Source organism: Cohnella sp. GCM10012308, from assembly GCF_042649185.1.
Classification (GTDB): Bacteria; Bacillota; Bacilli; order Paenibacillales; family Paenibacillaceae; genus Cohnella.
Genome location: NZ_JBHRYU010000031.1, coordinates 19,198 through 35,124 on the forward strand (window position 1 = coordinate 19,198; position 15,927 = coordinate 35,124).

The window sequence follows — 15,927 nt, forward strand, 5'->3', positions numbered from 1 at the left end:
TTCCCTTCAATTCAGCGATATCGTCCATCCATTCCCTAATCTCCGCCAGCGGCAGCCCCAAGTAAAAAGGTGCCGGCGTATATGTAAGCATGGCGAGGGCGGCTACGTTTTTCCTAAACGCACCGCCGCTCCCCACGCCTACAGTAGCAAAAAATTTCGCGCCCTCAAGGTAAGGCGGGTGAAGTCCTTGGCGGATGCCGCACGGATGAGTCCGGCATGGACACCGGACGCCTTGGCAACGATGATTGCTTGATAGGCCTTGTCCATTTCCGGCGCAAGGGATCCACCGCCGTTCCGGCTTTGATCAGCACGATATTGACGCTCGCTCGACAAGATGTCCTCTCCGGTCAACTTGTCAAAGTCAACGGTAATCTGCTTGTACTCGGCCCCTTCGAAAAGAACAGGCCGGGCGAAAGTATAAACTTCGCCGGCCCCAGCTTGCTCTTGTTGCGGCATTTCTGCCGCTTGTTGATCGTCAGCCATGAAAAACGCTCCTTACAATCCAAGATTGGCCCGCGTTGTCGCCAGATAATCGACACCGTTGACCTTGTGGATATAGTTGTACTTGTCAATCTCCAGCTTGTCCACCTTGTCGATCGTGACCTTAAGATAGGTCACCGAAAATGCGTTGGTCGAGTCCATCGTGGCCGCGGGCTCGAGGTTACCAAGCGAGCTCGAGAGCGGACGGGCGCGCACCGTGACCTTAAGCGCCTTTTCCTTAAATTCTGCGGTCGCTGGATCGAACATTTGAATCGAAGCGCGCAGATCGAGCGCATGCACCTTAGGTGCAAGCAGCTCCGTCACGGCTTCTTCGATAGTCCGCCAGTTAAGCGTGAGCGTCATCGCACCGGTTTGGCCCGGCGCAGGCGCCTCTACTTCACCGTTAATGCCCCCGCCTTTGATGGTATCCACCAAGTACGTGATTTCCGGCAGGTTCGCCGTAGCAGTCCCCAAGTAATCCTTCCCGTCCTTGAACACCGAATAGTCAATAACGCGTTCAGATCTTGTCGGCATGTTGTCCCTCCTTTACGCGAACAGCGCGGCCAGATACGACGTGTCGTATTCAAGCAGGAAATTGATTTCCTGCGCCGGCCCCGGCGGCGTGATGTATAAATGGAATTTGACCTTGCCCGCCATCAAACTCGTAATCGGATTTTCCGACTCGAGGAATTCGACACGGCCACCAAGCAGTGCGCCGGAAGCCGTCAGGCCGTTCAGCCAGATATTGATGGAGTCGGTCACAGCTGCGATGAGGCGATTATTCAGCGGATCGTCTACACGCTGCATGTACGTCAGGACCAGGCTATTCCCGATCCAATTGAACATGCGGCGAATCGGGATGAAACTGTCTTTCGGATCCGTGACGCCCGGGAATGCACCCGTGTTGTTGCCCCAGCTCCTCCAGCCGCTCGCGCCCAGGTTGACCGCTGTCATGATGCCCTGGCTGTTGAGATACGTCGCCTGGTCGATACCCAGGAATTGATCGGTACCGTCGGCCAGCGCCGTGCCGTCTGCCTGCAGTGACTTGTTCGAGGGCGAAACGAACGGAATGCCGCCGTTGTCCGCGTCGGTGCGCGCGATCAGGCCGGCGAGCTGCGTCGAGTAATGGAATACCTTTGCACCAAGCGTCAGCATCGGATACGTTGCGATCTGTAACGTGCCCGTGTAGTTGTTGTCCGACTTCCAGGCGCCGGCATCCGCGTAAGGCTCCGTCGGATCGAGATCCGTTAGCGCCATCGCCTTAAAGTTACCGTTGATGTTGCCGGCCTTGGCCTTCATCACGGCAGCTACCGCCGGCTCATGCGACCAGCCAGGCGCGACCAGCAGGTCGGGCAGCACGCCATAACGTGGATAAGCCTGGTTGACCAGCTCGAATCCCGTATAGTCGCCGCCGACGGATACGCCGCCGATGATATCGTCTGCGTCGACCGCGCTGGGATCGAGCTTGTTATAGCCGATCTGCAGCTGCGTTGCGTTCGCCGGAATGGTCCCCTTGGTTGTGATGATGACGTGCCCGTCGTCGTCAAAGGCGGCCGTATAATCGGCGGCCGTGTACGTCGTTGTGCCGTCGGACGACTTCACGATCAGCGACGATAGCACGACGCCGGACGCGACGATCGTCGCGACCTTATTGCTGACAGCGACCGATGCCGGCGCGACCGTCGTCTTGTGCGTAGCTGGATCCAGCACGTTGACCAGGATCAGCGGTGCCTTGGCGTAAAGCGCAAAGTGGGAATAGATCAGCTCGCAAAGCGTAAAGTCCGCCCAGTTGTCGGAGTAGCCGAGCGCGGCGACCGCCTCCGCGTACGTATAAGCGAGCACCGGCGTATTGGCCGGGACGGCCGCGGTCGCCAGATTCACCGGCGCGGTACCGACCGCAAACGGGATGCCCGTTGCCGCAGCCGTTGGCGCCAGCACCGATGTGGCTTGCTCATTTACGGTAACGCCGTGATTAAATGCCATTGTCGATGCCTCCTTGGAGCAGGGTTTGATAGGCGACATACTCCGCCGTCCCCGTCTTGACGATACGCGCCTGTACGGCAGCCATATCGCTGACCGGCACGATGAGATCGGACACGGCCGGTCGCTCCGCGATCAACGGCTGCAGATACGCGGGAACCTCCGTGCGGAAGACGGTGGACTGCAGCAGCCGGCCGCCCGGGATGTTCGGGCCGAGATAGATCAGCGGACCCGTGACGGGTGGCGCGGCCTCCGGCTCGGCTGCCGCGAAGACGCCGAAAGGCTCGGCCGGGATGTTTTGGTCCTGGCCTTCGTATGCGGTAGGCTCCGGCTGGGGAATCGGATTCGGTACCGGATCCGCGGCTGCCACTTCGGCAGCTTCTAAGTCCGTGTCCGTCACCATCACGCCGTCGCTCGCTTCTTCAGCTGCCAGCTCGGCGTCTTGCTCTTGCTTCCTCTTGGTGCTCATAGATTTTTGACCTCCTGTCTGATTTGCGGTAGGGTCCAGGTCGTGAGCGCTTGGCAGATCCATTGCGGCTCCGGCTGGTCCTCAAGGAATTTCCATTTCCAATCCGATTCGATGCGGAATTTCTTATCAATGATGCGCTGCCGCATAAGCAGGATCCGCACACGCTCCATCAAATTGAGCACGTCAATAAAACCCGAATCGTGTTCCGACTGGGTCCCGAAAATGAGCTTAATTTGTGCGGTCGCTGCGCTTTCGTCGCTGTCGCCCTCCATAGGGCGGATGATGATCAGCGGGAACACTTCCGCATCGCGTGTCGATTCGGACTTTGCTGGCAGCGCGCCGAGGTGGACGGCGGGAACGCCCGCCGCGTCACCAGCCAGCTCCGTGCGAAGATAGTCCTGCAGCGCCAGGATCAGCATGACCGTCGTCAAGACGTTCCACCTCCCAGGCGTCGATTCAATTCATGCTCCAGCCGCTGCTCCATCGTTTCGCCCGCCACGTTTTCGAGGTGCTCCACGATCTCGGGGTTGTTGAGCATGACCGGGACGGCCGGGCCGTAAAGCTCTTGGATCGGCAGCCGACGCCTCGCACTCCGCCGATATACGCCGACGTGCCCACTGCCCATCCGCGCGAGGAACGCGCCGTCGATCGGCTTATTCCCGCCCGCGCGCTTCACAGCCGCCTTCAACACGCGTGGCCGTTTCGCCGTGACGCCCCGCGGGCTAGTTCGGAATTGCATCAGCGGCAGGTTTCCACCCTTCCAGCGCAGCTCACTGGACAGGGAGGACGCGCTGCCGCGCCGCAGCATGACCTGCTCTGTGACCGACTTAGCCTTGACGATGTACGTCTCCCGCGCCTTACGGCCGGATTCCGTTCGCATGCGCTGCTGCGTCCGGTTGAGCGCGGACAGGAAAGCCTTACGGACATCCTTGTCCAGTCCGCCGATTCGCCGCAGCGCGTCGCGGACGCCCCGCACCTCGCCCTGCACGATCATGTGACATTCGCCTCCAGGCCGATCGTGAGCACGCCCATATCCGCGTAGACGCGGTCCACACGGTAGCGACGGCCATTGATTTTAAGCCATTCGTTTTGCTCCGGCTCGCCGCCGAAATCTGCCAGGCTCACGAAGAGCACATGCGTGAGCACCGACACGCCTTCGGCCGACGCCCACGGGTGTTCCGTATCGCCGGACTGGTCCAGCACGCCCACGATCTCGCGGTCGTTGATGAGGAGCAGGTCGCCAAACTCGGCCGGATTGAGGAACGTCGCGTTATCTGCGGCTACAAAATCCTTGAAGTTTGGCAGCGGCAGCGTCATTCCGGATCGCCTTCCAGGAATGTCTCGTACTGCTTCAGACGCTCCGCGGCGTTCGATGCCGGCTCGAGCATGGCGCGCTGCAGCAGTTCTTTCTGGCGATCGGCGGCAGCCGTCTTGAATTCATCCGCAGACGGCCATTCCTCGTCCTCGGCCGCAGGTGTGAATGCCGGTTGGCCGTCCGCCCATTCAGCAAGACCTGCCTTCACCAGCCGGATCTCGACTTCCGTATCGGCGAGGCTGACGACCTCACCAGCAGGAATAAGGCCATCCTTCGTACGAATGGCCCAAGTCGATTTAATAGTCATGGCAGGTCCTCCTATTCCAAGACTTTGGCGACGTACCAAGCGTCCGAATTTACCGGCACCGGCAGCGGCTTCGAGCTGATCTGCAACCAACGAACGGCCGGGCTCTTCTCCGCCCAGCTTTCAGGTACGCGATCCCCCTCGATCGTACGGAAATTGCCGTCATCACCCATAATCGTGATACCGCCGTAATGGAACGTGAATAGCGGATCGGTTGGCAAGAAGGCGACCGTGCCTGCAGGAACCATCGGCTTGAGCTTCGGATCCCCGTTGCCGTCAAGATCCGTATCATCGAGATACCATTCGTCGTAACTCCAGATCTCGACACCCGGATAATTCAAGTAGCCGATATAGGTCGCACCGCCAACAGGCGGCCGAGGTGCGACGCCACCGAGCGTGAAACCGCGGATATCAAGCAGCTTCTGGATCTTTGCATTCTCGATGAACGCGTTCGCGACGTCCGTCGCTACCAGGAGAACTCCAGGAGCACCGCCCGAAGCCTTCGCGACCAACTGCTTCCAATGGACAAGATCCCCCACGATGTTGCTTGTATCTTCGCTCCAGAGTGTCGGACCCGTGAGGATTTCTTTGTTCGTGAAATTATAATCGATGATTTGGCTAACGCCTTCGCCGATTTGTGTAACCTTGCCACTGAAAATGAGTTCGGACAAAGCAACTTCTTCTCGCCTCGTGATCGTGTCGTCCAAGTCGATCATGTCCGAAGCGATAAGTTCTTCCGCTCTCTCCTCCGGCGTTTTACCGGAATAGGGGTCCTCGCCGAACCCACGCTTGCTCAGGTCGATCGTCGTGATCGGACGGGCTGGCTTAATCAGCGCCGGTTCAATTACGCTGACCGTGCGCCCATCGCGCGCGATAACTTTGCCCGGCAGAAGTTCAGAAACGTAAGGCGCAAGCCGGCGCTTGCCCTTCATGTATTCAATTTCTACCGTCTTGGTAGGAAACGTCTTACCCGTCCGCGTAAAACGATCCCGCAAGAAGGTAAGAACCGAAGGAATTTGACGCTTTGCTTCCAAAAGCGTGCGCGTATCGTAATATCCAGCCATGGGTGACCCTCCTTATTTAACGACGGTCTTGACAATCAGACCGACTTTTCTGAGTTTTTCGACGTGGTCCTTGACGGCGATCGTGCCGTCGATGCGCAACGCGGCCAGGTTATACTCGCCGCTGAGGTAGGCCGACGCACGCGCCGTCGTGGTTACAACGACTACCGGATCCGCCAAGATGGCGTAAGGCGCGTCATTCGTTCCGCCCACATAGGCCTTGACCGTATCTACGCCGGCGGCGTCCGTGCTGACGTACTGCAAGATCTGGCCGCGCTTATACGTGCCAGCCCCCGAGATAACGACACCCTTCGCCGCAATGTGCGGCGGGCCTGCGAACAGGTCGTCCCAGGCAAAAACGTCCGTGATTTGCTCTGCCATTATCGCTTACCTCCTCTGAGTGCGGCCGCGCGGGCTGCGATACCCGACGCCTTGGCCTCCACGTCTTTCTGTTCCTTCGTTTCCTTGCTGTCGGTTCCCGTTTCCGGAGCGTCGGTTTCGACATCGTTCACGCCGGAGTTGTCGGCGTCGTTCTTCAGCTTGCCAGCCATCGCCTTCCGGCGTTCGTTGTCCGCCTTGATGATTTCCATAGCGGTAGCTTCCGGGCTCTTGCCGGACTCCTTGGCCGAGGCGATCAGTGCGGCATTGGCCGGCGTCGCCATTTCGTCCAGCGCTTTGATGCGCTCGCGCTCTTCCTGCACCGCGGCCTTAAGGATATCCGGGTGCTTGGCTTTCAGTTCTGCCAAATCCATGATCTCGTCATCTCCTTCTGCGCTCTCGGGCGCTGGTTGTTCTTCTGCGGAATCCTCCGCGGCGACCTCCTCGGCCTCGTCTTCCTCCAGTGCTTCCGGCAACGGAGGGATGGAGGCGAACGCCCGCAGGTCAAAGCGTTGACCGCCGAACGAAGCGATGCCGTTTTTGATGGTAGCCGCGACCTTCGTCTTCCGGTCGACCTCGTCGGCAAATCCCAGGGATACGGCTTCATCGGCCGTCATCCAAGTCGATGCATTCAACATCGTCTTAAGGTCGTCTTCGTTCTTCCCTGTCCGGTCTTGATAGACGCTGACGAGGGACGTCTGAGTTTTATCAAGCATGTCGGCGGCAGCTCTGAAATCCTTCGCCTCGCCATACATCGGGCCAGCCCATGGATTGTGAGCCATAACCATAGCTCCCGTCCCCATGATGATCGTGTCGCCGGCCATCATAATGACAGAGGCTGCCGACGCAGCCAGACCGTCGACCTTGACGGTCACCTTCGCCTTGTGGTCCTTGAGGTACTGGTAGATGGCGAGCCCAGCGAACACGCTGCCGCCTGGACTGTTGATTCGTACGAGGATCTCGTCCACGTTCCCCATATTCTTGAGCGCACGCATGACGCCCTTCGGCGATACGGAATCGTACCACCAGGACTCCTCATCCTCGATTGGCGCATAGATCGTGAGCTCCGCGCCGTTATTGATCTTCGTCGCGTTCCAGATCGGCGTCGTCTGTCTTGGCATTTTGTTGTTCACCTCCTCCGCCAGCTGTCAGGCCGTCATCCGCGCGCATCCGCTTTTCACGGACGAGCTGCCGATGGTTCTGCTCGTAGTCGCTGCCGTTGATCTCGGCCGCCTCGCGCTCGCCGGTGCTCAGTCCGTTTGCGATCCGCTTCTCGGCCGCCTGCACTTCCTTCAATGGGTCAAGCTGACCCGGACTCGGACCGTGCCATTCGGCTTTCGTGTACGCCTGCCGAATCAGGTCATCATCAAAAAAGCCGGGCGCCGGGATTCTCCCCTTGGCGACGGCTTCTGCGAACCATTCCTCGTATATGGGCTGACAAAAATCCGATGATAGCCAGCTGCGCCGCATCCGGAATGCCTTCCACGCTTCAAGTAGCGCGGCGCGGCTCGCCGAATAAGACGACGTGAAATTTTTGACCAGCAGCTCGTACGGGATTTCGAGCGCGGATCCAACTTGCCGCAGGATCGACGTCACGAAGCCGTCGAATGCGGTATTCGGCCGGCCCGGGTTCGACGTGTTCGCCGTTTCGCCTGGTCCCAATCCGATGATCGCGCCGTTTCCGAGCTCGTAACTGTTTTCGTCCGCCCGGTCCACCTGCTCGCCGGCAGGGATGACCGGCGCGAGCGGATCCGCCGCGTTCTCCGTCTGGATGAACACGGTAAACATGCCCGATACGACGGCCGCCATCAGCTCCGCTTCAGTGTAACGGCCGAGCTGTTTCAGCGATTCGATGACCGGCGCGATGAAGGGCACGCCGCGGCGTTGCTCCGGCCGTTCCTTCTCCATCATGTGAATGACGTTCCGGCGCCCAGTCTCCGCGCCGAACACCTCGACGCGCGTCCATTCGCGCGGCATATTCTTGCCGAGCGGATGTTTATTCGCAAAATGGTAGGCTACGACCGCACCGTCAGAGTCGCATTCGACGCCGCCGACGATGTCCCGCCCCTCCATCTTCTGCGGATTGGAGCAGCGGTCCGCTTCAACGAGCCGAACCCGCAGGTCGTATAACGAGTGCCGGCGCGGGATGATCGGCAGCAAACCGAAGACGTCGCCGCTCATCATGTACGATAAGCAAGCGAGCTGTTGCAGCTGATAAAAGGTGTCCATCCGCATCGCGTCGCAGGCGGTCGTGCCTGCCCACAGTGAAAACTCCCGATCGATCGTCCGCTTCAGCTCTTGCGCCTCATCTTCGGAGAGGCCAAGAAAGTCCGCATCGACCGCCGGCTTCAGCCGCAGGCCGGTCCCGATGATATTCGTCCGGGCCGTCTTCAGCGCGCCGGTCGCGAGTGTCGCCCCACCCATGTAAAGGTCACGCGACCGCTGGCGAAGCGTCTCCAGGTTATCGATGATGTCTTCGTCCGGCGACCCGCCGCGGAATAGCCACCCAAGTAGAGACTTCTTGGTCCGGCTTGCGCCGTGATTGGAGTAACCGGAATTCATGACCTGCAATTTCTTGCGGGCGACCGTTCGCTTCAGCCCGCGCTCCGGTGAGACAGCGGCGACCGCACGATCGATGATGTTCATAGATCACGCGGAACCACGCGCATGACGCGAGCGCCGCTGCGGCCGGACTCGGCTTCCGCTAGCTTCCGCTCCCAATACGCGATGCTATCGCGGATCTCTTTCAGATTGGCGCGCGTCAAGCTGCGCGTGCCGATCGTGTAGGACTGCCCAGTCGATACGGCCAGGTCGGCAGCATACCAGGCATCCAGATGGAGCTGAATTTGTTCTTTTGGCAAAGGCATTAATTCCTTCACCTCCTTCCCGTCATAATCCCCTGCTGATTGTGCCGCGCTTGCGGCCAGGCTTCGCAGCCGTAGGCACCGCCCCCGCCGTTTGCCCGGCCGCCGGCGCCAATGCATCCAGGTTCGGCTGCACGATCTCCAGCGCAGCCATCGCATAGTTCCGAAGGTCGAGCGGTTCGTTTCGCGCGGATACCTTCTGCCACTCATATCGAGGCTGCCCGCGGTTAAAGCGCAGCACCTTCCGCTCCGCCGTGAGGCCGCGGAAATACTGTTCCGAGTACCCTTTGTCCGGCGCGATCGGGAAGTGGCAAAAGCCTGCTCCCCACTCTTCCAGCTTCAGGTTCGAGGTGATGCGTTCCTTGCCGGCATCGACGCCGACGCGGACCAGCAAACACTTCTCCCGCTTGGTCCGGCTGTGTCCGGCGATGATCGGCTTGCCCGGTCCGGATTCGCCCTTGATCGCGTAAATGCGCCGGTGCTCGCGCGGCTTGCAGTATTTATAGACCTCTGTCGTAAAGTGTCCGCCGGAGTCGATACAGGCGCCGGCGATCAGCATGCGCGCGCCGTCCTCGCGCCGCCATTCACGGGCGAGGTAGGCATCGAGCGCCGCCCATGTCTCCGGCTGGTCCGGCTTGCCGTGAATGACGTGGTACTGGATGCCCCAGCTCTCTTTACCAAGGCCCCACCCGACGACCTCAACCTCGAGCCGGTTGTCCTGCGTGTCCACGCCGGCCGTCAGCAGCAGCGCCTTCTCCGGCACGTCCACCTCTTCGCCGTAGTCCTCACGGCGCTGATACAGGAGCTCGTCGTCCAGCTTCTCTCCGGTTTCTTCCCACGTCTCACCCAGCGCCGTGTTCGTCCACGTCTTCAGCATTTCTTTGCCGCCCTTGGTGGCCTCTTTAAAGTTGTGGACGATCTCCTTCCACGTCACGAACGTGCTCGCGAGCTCATTCAGGTGGAAGCCGCGCGTCTTTGCGTTGTCCTTGCGTGCGATCCACTTGCCGGTGCCGGCTTTCCACTCATGCTCCCCGTGGAGCGCGCCGCACGACCGGCAAGCATGGTCCGCCTTCGTCGTCGCCTTCGTTTCCTCGTCGTACTCGAATCGGATCTGCTTCCAGGACAGCGGTTGGTGCTCGCCGCAGCTCGGGCAGGGCAGGCACCACTGCTCCATGCTGCTCTCCTCGTACGCGAATTCGATCCGGGAGGCGTTCTTGATCGTCGGCGTGCTGACCATGATGCGCTTGCGGTTCCAGAACGTCGTCGTTCGCTTCGTGACCAGGTTGACCGGGTCGCCTTCGGTACCGGCAGAAGCCGGGTATCGGTCCACTTCGTCGAGCAGCACAACGCGAATAGGCCGGCTCGCGAGCGACGCCGGCGCGTTCGATCCCGCGAGCGTGATGTGCCCGCCGGGGAATTTCTTGTGCAGCAGCGTGTTGCCCGTCGTCCGGCTCTTCACGTCGCGGATCTTCTTACCAAGCGACGGCGTGTCGCGGATCATCGGCGCGAGCCGGTCTTTGGAAAACGCTTCGGCCATCTGCTCCGTCGGCTGTACCAGCATGATCGGCGCCGGATCGTGGTCGACGAAGTAGCCGATCGCGTTCAGCAGGATCTCCGTCTTGCCGACCTGGGCCGAAAACATCATGACGATGTTCTGAACCCGCGGATCGTTGATCGCGTCCATGACTTCGCGCTGGAACGGCGCGCGGCTCGTCCGCCATTGCCCCGGCTCGGCCGATGCCTCCGGCGACAGCCGCCGGTAAGCGTCCGCCCACTCCGAAACGGTGAGATCCGGCGGCGGGGCGGCCAGCTGCGCGATGCCACGGAACAATTTCGCCAGTTTAGCCGGGATCATCGTCGTTCAACTCCACGAATTCCGAGCTGGCGGCGTAAAATTTCTTCGGATCGTAGGCGGAAAGCTCCGTCAAAGCGTCGTGAACCTCCCGCGTCAGCATCTCCAGAATGACCGGCAGCTCGTCTTTCGCCAGTAATTGGGGTGCGAGCTTCGAGGGCATGGCGAGGATCCGGGAGCGAAACGCCGCGATCATGTCGTTCATGACGAGCTTTACGTCGTCCGATCGGTGCAATTCGCCCTCCATCACGGCCAGTTCGAGCTCCGTTTTGCGGCGTTTGGCCCGCTCATGCAGCGCCCGCTCATCGAAATAGTCGACTTCCGACTTGCCCGCCGCACCTTCGGCCTGCAGGCGGATGTAATTCTGCACACTCTCCGCGGCGACGTACTTCCCGCGACCGCTCTTGACGACGATGCCCTCCTCGGCCAGCTGCTGGACCCGACGCGGCGTCAAGCCGAGCAAATCGGCCAGCTGCGCCGCCGTGAAGATCATTTCGCTTTGATTCGCCCCCGATTTCGCCATAACTCCCTCTTCACCTCCCCAAAATCGTGCCCGAAAATAGCAAAAAACCCTTGTCCCGCATGGGGTTAAGGGCTGTTATTTCATCCTGAATTTTCATACAGCTAGTTGCATAATGAAACGAAGCGACTAATTCCGAATCGTATCTACGCAAAAATCGGGGTCACGCGCACCCGCACCTTTTCCGGGCGCCAGGAGGACCCGCGCGGGGCCTTCATATGCTTCCCCTTTGGCCAACTCGCAAGTGTTCAGCTTGTCTGATTTGCACCGTATTTCCCCCTCCTCTACAGCAAAAATAATTTCGCTAAATGGCCAAAATAATCCAAATAATTATTTACGTACGTAAATATATTTGGTATAATTTAAGTATAGAGAGGAGGTGAACAAGATGCGTAAAACGAGGAAAGAAGAACGAATCGAGTTACGGACTGCGAAGTTACTGCTGATGACGGCAATCATCGGAACAGTAAACGCCGTACTCGCCCTCGCCGCTGGCATAATCGCCCTGATTAGCCTGAGGTAGTCAAGCAAGGAAGGGAAGGAGCCGCAAGGCTCCTGACCTTCCTCCAGCAAGACGAAGGGTTCGTTCTTCTTTCCTTGATTATATCACAAAAGGAGCGGCAAACATGAAACCAGAGAAGTTATACAAATTGACGGCCATTCTGACCGCTATCTCTGCCGTCCTCTGCTTGGCTACCCTTGTTATCCTGATTGTCATTCTGACCAAACTATAAGGCGGTGCATCATGTTCAACTTCGAAAGCAAGGAAGCTTTGGCCGAATGGATTGCCCATGAAGTCGTCAGCACGGCCGAGGCCGCGGAGCTGCTCAACTGTTCCAGGCAAAACCTCCACGCGTTTGTGACAAGCGGCAAATTGACGCCGATTAAAGAAACGAATCGCGAACGCTTATTCTGGCGCTCCGACGTCCTTGCGCGCAAGGAAGAAGCAAGCAAATACAAGAAGAAGGCCAGTACGTGACGGGCATAAAAAATGGGGCGCATTACTGCGTCCCGTTTTTCTTTACTCAAACGATATGACTCCAAGGCCCAATTTTGATTAAAGCAAAGGTGCCAAGCGCCATTCCCAGCATCATGCCTGCCTTTCCAGCACTTCGTGAAATCCGAAGACTCGCCAAGCCAGCAATCAGCCCTGGAACTACAATCCACAGCATCGGAACCATAATCATTCTCACAATGCCACTTACTAACTCGTTCGCAAATTCTTCCGGCAGAATTGGTCTCACCCCCCAACACTACCAATTCGCCGGTAGGAAGGAATTTCCTCCCATTATGCCGAATTATGTCAGAGAGGTGATAAACATGTATAAAGCTGGATACGTTCTCGATACTTCTGCTAAGCTTGCCGAAGCGCAGCGCAATCAGCAGCACGTCGAGATCCAAAAAGACGGCGTCCACCAACACAGCGGACTGATCGAATCATTCGACGACGATGCTGTCCGCATTAACGGCGGCTATTTCAACCGTTCGTTCTACTTGTTCAAGGTTCGTTAGCGAGGACAAGCCCGCAGCCTCTCTCACTGCGGGCCGACATCCGACTTTACCAGGTCGTCCTCAGCGGTTCAGCGCCGCACCAGGAGTCGTAAAATGTCCCTCTATATATAGCAATTTTGGGTGTCAATCGGGTGTCAAGATCGCCGGGAAGCCTTGTCTTTATTGGGCTCCGGGGATTTTTTGCTTCGCTCGGCGCAAGCTAGATTTTACCGTGTTTACGGATATTCTAAGCCGTGAGGCTATTTGCGATGGCCCTTCGCCCTGGACCTTATGCATCAACAAGCATTGTAGTTCCCGCGGCGACAGCAGACGAATAGCTGCCAGCGCCTCCAGTCGCTGCTCTTCCGTCAAGCTGACGTTTGCGCGCGGTGGCTCCTGCAAGCTTGGGAACAGGTCCTCGTCAAGTATGATGTGCCTATTGCTTCGATAGGCGCCGTGACGGTCCACCCCGCGTGAGAGGCCCGGCTGCCTGCCAGTCCGTAACCACTCGATTACCCATGCCATTTCTGCCACCATGCTATTTACTCGCGTCACCTCGGACGGATCCGCACCGTCGGTCGCCGTCAGCCGGTGCTGGTAAGCCGTCATCTTCTTCCGGTTCCTCAGGTATTCAAGCGTCATCCTCTCCGACCAGTTCAAGGCATACACCTCCCGACTTCAGCCCAAGTTGGATTGCATAGTGGATCAGCTGCGTTTTCGGGATGCCCAGCTGTTTGGCCAAAGCCGTCCTTGGCATCGTAGGGTAAAATTTATGCATCAATTTCGTAATGTCCGGCGTTAGGGGCGGAAAAATAATCGGTTCGTTTATTTCTTCATGGGGGCGTTCAACCGGTTGTTTTTTGGGTCGCGGTCCTCTCTTCCACATAACACCTTTGGAAGTACCGGACAGCTTATGTTTAGCTAAAAGCCAGCTCATAGTACCGCGCGGGATTTCAAGACGATCGGCCATTGCAGTAATCGTTAAGTTTTCAGCCTGCAATTGGCGTATTATGTCCGCAGTGATATGGTCATGTTTCGCCCGGCCGTTAGCTCGTGGTGTCGACGTCTTAAACCTTGGCATCGCGGAAGTGCCTCCCCTCCGTGACGTTGACCAGCCAGCCGAGGTACTCCTGCGCTTTCCGAAGATCTTCGGCGCCTCCGGCCTTGTGTCCCTGGCGGCTCAAGTATTTCAGGGCGTTGCCGCGGCACAACCCTTTGAATTCCTCCGCGCTCAGCTTCGCGAACATGTAGTCGATCGCCTGAATGCCGCCGACGGTGTAATGCGTTGGGTTTTTGACCGGATCGTGCTCTTGTTGTTGGCTCATGGTGTCATCCCCTGATTTTTTGTATGCGTGCTTTGACGGCTTCCATCAGCGCGTCCTGGCCGGCTGCCTTACGCTCCAGTGCTGCCACGGCCTCCTCGTCCATCGTCCCCTCGGCCACCAGCCGCATGACGACGATCCGCCGCGTCTGGCCCTGCCGGTGCACCCGGGCGTTGGCCTGCTGGTCCTCTTCCAGCGACCAGATCTGGTCGAACCAGACCACCGTCTGGCAGCTCGACTCCTGTAGGTTGAGGCCGTGACCGGCGCTTTTCGGGTGAAGCAGAAGCAGCGGGATCTCGTCGCTGTTCCATGCCCGAATGTCCTCGTTACCGTCACGGCCTTTACGCAGCGTTCGCGCTTGCGGGAATTGTTGCTGGATCCGGCTCAGGCTGTGCTGGAAGTTGTAGAACACCATAACCGGCTTGCCCTGCGCCGCCTCGATGATGTCCTCCAGCGCGTCCAGCTTGGCGTCATGGATCTGCTTGACGCCGCGGTCCTCGTCGTAAACGGCGCCGCTCGCCATCTGCAGCAGCTTGTTCGACAACACGGCGGCCGTGTTGGCGACAACATCCGCATCCGCGTACGGGAGAAGCAAATCACGCTCCAACTTCTCATAAAGCTTTCGACCTTCAGCGGACAAGGTAACAGGGATTGACCTGTCAACGCGTTCGGGAAGCTCCAGCCAGTCCTCTGCCTTCATGCTGACCGTAATGTCCTCGATTTTCTTGTAGATGTGACCCTCGGACTCTTTTTTCTGCCGGTACTTCGTGATGGAATCCTTGGTGATGCTGTGAAAATACTGATCCCGGTACTCTGTAAGCGTCTGGGATAGCCGTTGGCCACGATCAAGTAGATAGATCGGCGCCCAAATGTCCAGCAGACCATTCGGGGCCGGCGTACCGGTAAGCTGAACCATTCGCCGCATCAGCGGACGAACCCGGCGGAGAGCCCGGAAGCGCTTGGAATCCGGATTCTTGAAGCTGCTCGCCTCGTCGATGATAACCGTGTCAAAATTCCATTTCCGGCCAAGCTCAGCCACCAGCCAAGGCACGTTCTCCCTGTTGATCACCCAAATGTCTGCTTGCTCCTTCAATGCCCGGCGGCGTGTCTCGGCGTCGCCTAGAATCTTGCTGATTCGCAGATGCTTTAAGTGATCCCATTTCTGAACTTCACGGGCCCAAGTATCCTCGGCGACTCGAAGCGGCGCGATAACAAGAACCCGTTCGGCATCAAAGTAATCATTCAGCAGCAGGTCGATCGCTGTCAGCGTGCTGACCGTTTTGCCAAGACCCATCTCGAGCCAGAGGCCGATGAAGTTGCTTTCGATAATTCGCTGAGTCGCGTAAGCCTGGTATCTATGCGGCCTGTATTTCATGGACTCACATCCGCAATAAATTTGTTGATGGACTCGACGCTGTCCAGCTTGTAGTGGCGGTGCCCCATCCCAATTAGGATTGCACGCCAGCGTTCCTGCAATGGCGTTAGCTGTTTGCCCGGCGCCTTCATCTCGACGTAGACCGTTTGCCCGCCGGGAAGGATGACGATCCGGTCAGGCACGCCACCGTTACCGGGGCTTGTCCATTTTGCAGCGATGCCGCCGATGCGTTTGACCTCTCGCACCAGTCTCTGTTCTAGAAGTGATTCTCGCATATGGACCTCCTGATTTTGGTTGCCAAGGTTGACGCCTTTCGCGCGTACACGTTTTTTACGCGTTTAACCTATATGTGCGCCGTCCGCTATATGGTTATATATCTATATTTCTAATACTGGGTAATTTACGGCAACTACGGCAACCGGAGCCGGGAAGCCTTGGTGTGACTGGCCGGAAGCCGTTGCCGTGAATCTGCTTTTCCGGCAACCTTGCGGCAACCTCGGCAACCCTTTACGGCAA

The 15,927-nt window shown here is 58.4% G+C and carries 22 protein-coding genes; 2 read left to right on the forward strand and 20 right to left on the reverse strand.

From position 1 onward, the window contains the following. Positions 1-138: 138 nt before the first annotated feature. From ACFOTD_RS26275 to ACFOTD_RS26345, 15 genes are read right to left on the reverse strand one after another with little or no spacing between them, the layout of a single operon-like run. Positions 139-483, reverse strand: coding sequence for a phage tail assembly protein (locus tag ACFOTD_RS26275; RefSeq protein ID WP_378122913.1), 345 nt, complete (start codon positions 481-483; stop codon positions 139-141). Between the two features lie 12 nt (positions 484-495). Next, the gene (locus ACFOTD_RS26280) at positions 496-1,014 is read right to left on the reverse strand and encodes a phage major tail tube protein (protein ID WP_378122914.1); all 519 of its coding nucleotides are present in this window, start codon (positions 1,012-1,014) and stop codon (positions 496-498) included. 12 nt (positions 1,015-1,026) lie between these two features. Then, entirely contained in the window at positions 1,027-2,463 is a 1,437-nt protein-coding gene (locus ACFOTD_RS26285) for a phage tail sheath family protein (protein WP_378122915.1), read from the reverse strand. Continuing rightward, a complete protein-coding gene (locus ACFOTD_RS26290) occupies positions 2,453-2,929 on the reverse strand; it encodes a hypothetical protein (protein ID WP_378122916.1) in 477 nt (158 codons plus the stop codon). Before ACFOTD_RS26290 ends, ACFOTD_RS26285 begins: the two co-directional genes overlap by 11 nt. Then, positions 2,926-3,360 (reverse strand): hypothetical protein, encoded by a 435-nt coding sequence (locus ACFOTD_RS26295; protein ID WP_378122917.1) that lies wholly within the window; start codon positions 3,358-3,360, stop codon positions 2,926-2,928. Before ACFOTD_RS26295 ends, ACFOTD_RS26290 begins: the two co-directional genes overlap by 4 nt. After that, on the reverse strand, positions 3,357-3,923 hold the full coding sequence (locus ACFOTD_RS26300) for a phage tail protein (protein ID WP_378122918.1): 567 nt from the start codon (positions 3,921-3,923) through the stop codon (positions 3,357-3,359). The genes ACFOTD_RS26295 and ACFOTD_RS26300 overlap by 4 nt, the downstream gene beginning before the upstream one ends. After that, on the reverse strand, positions 3,920-4,246 hold the full coding sequence (locus tag ACFOTD_RS26305; RefSeq protein ID WP_378122919.1) for a head-tail joining protein: 327 nt from the start codon (positions 4,244-4,246) through the stop codon (positions 3,920-3,922). Before ACFOTD_RS26305 ends, ACFOTD_RS26300 begins: the two co-directional genes overlap by 4 nt. Further along, positions 4,243-4,551: a hypothetical protein gene (locus ACFOTD_RS26310; protein ID WP_378122920.1), complete on the reverse strand. Its 309-nt coding sequence runs from the start codon at positions 4,549-4,551 to the stop codon at positions 4,243-4,245. The genes ACFOTD_RS26305 and ACFOTD_RS26310 overlap by 4 nt, the downstream gene beginning before the upstream one ends. Before the next feature lie 11 nt (positions 4,552-4,562). Next, on the reverse strand, positions 4,563-5,612 hold the full coding sequence (locus ACFOTD_RS26315; RefSeq protein ID WP_378122921.1) for a major capsid protein: 1,050 nt from the start codon (positions 5,610-5,612) through the stop codon (positions 4,563-4,565). A 12-nt stretch (positions 5,613-5,624) separates the two neighbouring features. Next, positions 5,625-5,990, reverse strand: coding sequence for a hypothetical protein (locus ACFOTD_RS26320; protein WP_378122922.1), 366 nt, complete (start codon positions 5,988-5,990; stop codon positions 5,625-5,627). Beyond that, a complete protein-coding gene (locus ACFOTD_RS26325; protein WP_378122923.1) occupies positions 5,990-7,108 on the reverse strand; it encodes a head maturation protease, ClpP-related in 1,119 nt (372 codons plus the stop codon). Before ACFOTD_RS26325 ends, ACFOTD_RS26320 begins: the two co-directional genes overlap by 1 nt. Continuing rightward, positions 7,062-8,633 carry a phage portal protein gene (locus ACFOTD_RS26330; RefSeq protein ID WP_378122924.1) on the reverse strand — a complete coding sequence of 524 codons (1,572 nt, stop codon included), beginning with the start codon at positions 8,631-8,633 and terminating at the stop codon, positions 7,062-7,064. Before ACFOTD_RS26330 ends, ACFOTD_RS26325 begins: the two co-directional genes overlap by 47 nt. Next, positions 8,630-8,854: a DUF6148 family protein gene (locus ACFOTD_RS26335; protein WP_378122925.1), complete on the reverse strand. Its 225-nt coding sequence runs from the start codon at positions 8,852-8,854 to the stop codon at positions 8,630-8,632. The genes ACFOTD_RS26330 and ACFOTD_RS26335 overlap by 4 nt, the downstream gene beginning before the upstream one ends. Positions 8,855-8,876: 22 nt before the next feature. After that, a complete protein-coding gene (locus ACFOTD_RS26340; RefSeq protein WP_378122926.1) occupies positions 8,877-10,706 on the reverse strand; it encodes a phage terminase large subunit family protein in 1,830 nt (609 codons plus the stop codon). Beyond that, positions 10,693-11,226, reverse strand: a complete 534-nt coding sequence (locus ACFOTD_RS26345) for a hypothetical protein (RefSeq protein WP_378122927.1) — start codon at positions 11,224-11,226, stop codon at positions 10,693-10,695. Before ACFOTD_RS26345 ends, ACFOTD_RS26340 begins: the two co-directional genes overlap by 14 nt. Positions 11,227-11,968: 742 nt before the next feature. On the opposite strand from ACFOTD_RS26345, the gene ACFOTD_RS26350 reads away from it, so the two are divergent. Both ACFOTD_RS26350 and ACFOTD_RS26355 read left to right on the forward strand, forming a co-directional pair. Further along, positions 11,969-12,202, forward strand: a complete 234-nt coding sequence (locus ACFOTD_RS26350) for a helix-turn-helix domain-containing protein (protein ID WP_378122928.1) — start codon at positions 11,969-11,971, stop codon at positions 12,200-12,202. A 341-nt stretch (positions 12,203-12,543) separates the two neighbouring features. Continuing rightward, the gene (locus ACFOTD_RS26355; protein ID WP_378122929.1) at positions 12,544-12,735 is read left to right on the forward strand and encodes a hypothetical protein; all 192 of its coding nucleotides are present in this window, start codon (positions 12,544-12,546) and stop codon (positions 12,733-12,735) included. A 159-nt stretch (positions 12,736-12,894) separates the two neighbouring features. Here ACFOTD_RS26355 and ACFOTD_RS26360 read toward each other — a convergent pair whose 3' ends face one another. From ACFOTD_RS26360 to ACFOTD_RS26380, 5 genes are read right to left on the reverse strand one after another with little or no spacing between them, the layout of a single operon-like run. Further along, complete coding sequence (locus ACFOTD_RS26360) at positions 12,895-13,356, reverse strand: sigma factor-like helix-turn-helix DNA-binding protein (RefSeq protein WP_378123000.1); 462 nt, start codon at positions 13,354-13,356, stop codon at positions 12,895-12,897. Beyond that, a complete protein-coding gene (locus ACFOTD_RS26365; RefSeq protein ID WP_378122931.1) occupies positions 13,346-13,795 on the reverse strand; it encodes a hypothetical protein in 450 nt (149 codons plus the stop codon). The genes ACFOTD_RS26360 and ACFOTD_RS26365 overlap by 11 nt, the downstream gene beginning before the upstream one ends. Continuing rightward, a complete protein-coding gene (locus tag ACFOTD_RS26370) occupies positions 13,782-14,039 on the reverse strand; it encodes a DUF3310 domain-containing protein (protein ID WP_378122932.1) in 258 nt (85 codons plus the stop codon). The genes ACFOTD_RS26365 and ACFOTD_RS26370 overlap by 14 nt, the downstream gene beginning before the upstream one ends. 4 nt (positions 14,040-14,043) lie before the next feature. Continuing rightward, complete coding sequence (locus ACFOTD_RS26375) at positions 14,044-15,411, reverse strand: SNF2-related protein (RefSeq protein ID WP_378122933.1); 1,368 nt, start codon at positions 15,409-15,411, stop codon at positions 14,044-14,046. Then, positions 15,408-15,686 (reverse strand): VRR-NUC domain-containing protein, encoded by a 279-nt coding sequence (locus tag ACFOTD_RS26380; protein WP_378122934.1) that lies wholly within the window; start codon positions 15,684-15,686, stop codon positions 15,408-15,410. The genes ACFOTD_RS26375 and ACFOTD_RS26380 overlap by 4 nt, the downstream gene beginning before the upstream one ends. Positions 15,687-15,927 lie beyond the last annotated feature (241 nt).

Coding starts and splice junctions, on each gene's coding strand:
- ACFOTD_RS26355 (WP_378122929.1), top strand. CDS start 12,544: ATGTATAAAGCTGGATACGTTCTCGATACTTCTGCTAAGCTTGCCGAA.
- ACFOTD_RS26300 (WP_378122918.1), bottom strand. CDS start 3,923: ATGATCGTGCAGGGCGAGGTGCGGGGCGTCCGCGACGCGCTGCGGCGA.
- ACFOTD_RS26310 (WP_378122920.1), bottom strand. CDS start 4,551: ATGACTATTAAATCGACTTGGGCCATTCGTACGAAGGATGGCCTTATT.
- ACFOTD_RS26285 (WP_378122915.1), bottom strand. CDS start 2,463: ATGGCATTTAATCACGGCGTTACCGTAAATGAGCAAGCCACATCGGTG.
- ACFOTD_RS26280 (WP_378122914.1), bottom strand. CDS start 1,014: ATGCCGACAAGATCTGAACGCGTTATTGACTATTCGGTGTTCAAGGAC.
- ACFOTD_RS26350 (WP_378122928.1), top strand. CDS start 11,969: ATGTTCAACTTCGAAAGCAAGGAAGCTTTGGCCGAATGGATTGCCCAT.
- ACFOTD_RS26325 (WP_378122923.1), bottom strand. CDS start 7,108: ATGCCAAGACAGACGACGCCGATCTGGAACGCGACGAAGATCAATAAC.
- ACFOTD_RS26290 (WP_378122916.1), bottom strand. CDS start 2,929: ATGAGCACCAAGAGGAAGCAAGAGCAAGACGCCGAGCTGGCAGCTGAA.
- ACFOTD_RS26370 (WP_378122932.1), bottom strand. CDS start 14,039: ATGAGCCAACAACAAGAGCACGATCCGGTCAAAAACCCAACGCATTAC.
- ACFOTD_RS26275 (WP_378122913.1), bottom strand. CDS start 483: ATGGCTGACGATCAACAAGCGGCAGAAATGCCGCAACAAGAGCAAGCT.
- ACFOTD_RS26380 (WP_378122934.1), bottom strand. CDS start 15,686: ATGCGAGAATCACTTCTAGAACAGAGACTGGTGCGAGAGGTCAAACGC.
- ACFOTD_RS26335 (WP_378122925.1), bottom strand. CDS start 8,854: ATGCCTTTGCCAAAAGAACAAATTCAGCTCCATCTGGATGCCTGGTAT.
- ACFOTD_RS26315 (WP_378122921.1), bottom strand. CDS start 5,612: ATGGCTGGATATTACGATACGCGCACGCTTTTGGAAGCAAAGCGTCAA.
- ACFOTD_RS26360 (WP_378123000.1), bottom strand. CDS start 13,356: ATGACGCTTGAATACCTGAGGAACCGGAAGAAGATGACGGCTTACCAG.
- ACFOTD_RS26345 (WP_378122927.1), bottom strand. CDS start 11,226: ATGGCGAAATCGGGGGCGAATCAAAGCGAAATGATCTTCACGGCGGCG.
- ACFOTD_RS26320 (WP_378122922.1), bottom strand. CDS start 5,990: ATGGCAGAGCAAATCACGGACGTTTTTGCCTGGGACGACCTGTTCGCA.
- ACFOTD_RS26365 (WP_378122931.1), bottom strand. CDS start 13,795: ATGCCAAGGTTTAAGACGTCGACACCACGAGCTAACGGCCGGGCGAAA.
- ACFOTD_RS26375 (WP_378122933.1), bottom strand. CDS start 15,411: ATGAAATACAGGCCGCATAGATACCAGGCTTACGCGACTCAGCGAATT.
- ACFOTD_RS26305 (WP_378122919.1), bottom strand. CDS start 4,246: ATGACGCTGCCGCTGCCAAACTTCAAGGATTTTGTAGCCGCAGATAAC.
- ACFOTD_RS26340 (WP_378122926.1), bottom strand. CDS start 10,706: ATGATCCCGGCTAAACTGGCGAAATTGTTCCGTGGCATCGCGCAGCTG.
- ACFOTD_RS26330 (WP_378122924.1), bottom strand. CDS start 8,633: ATGAACATCATCGATCGTGCGGTCGCCGCTGTCTCACCGGAGCGCGGG.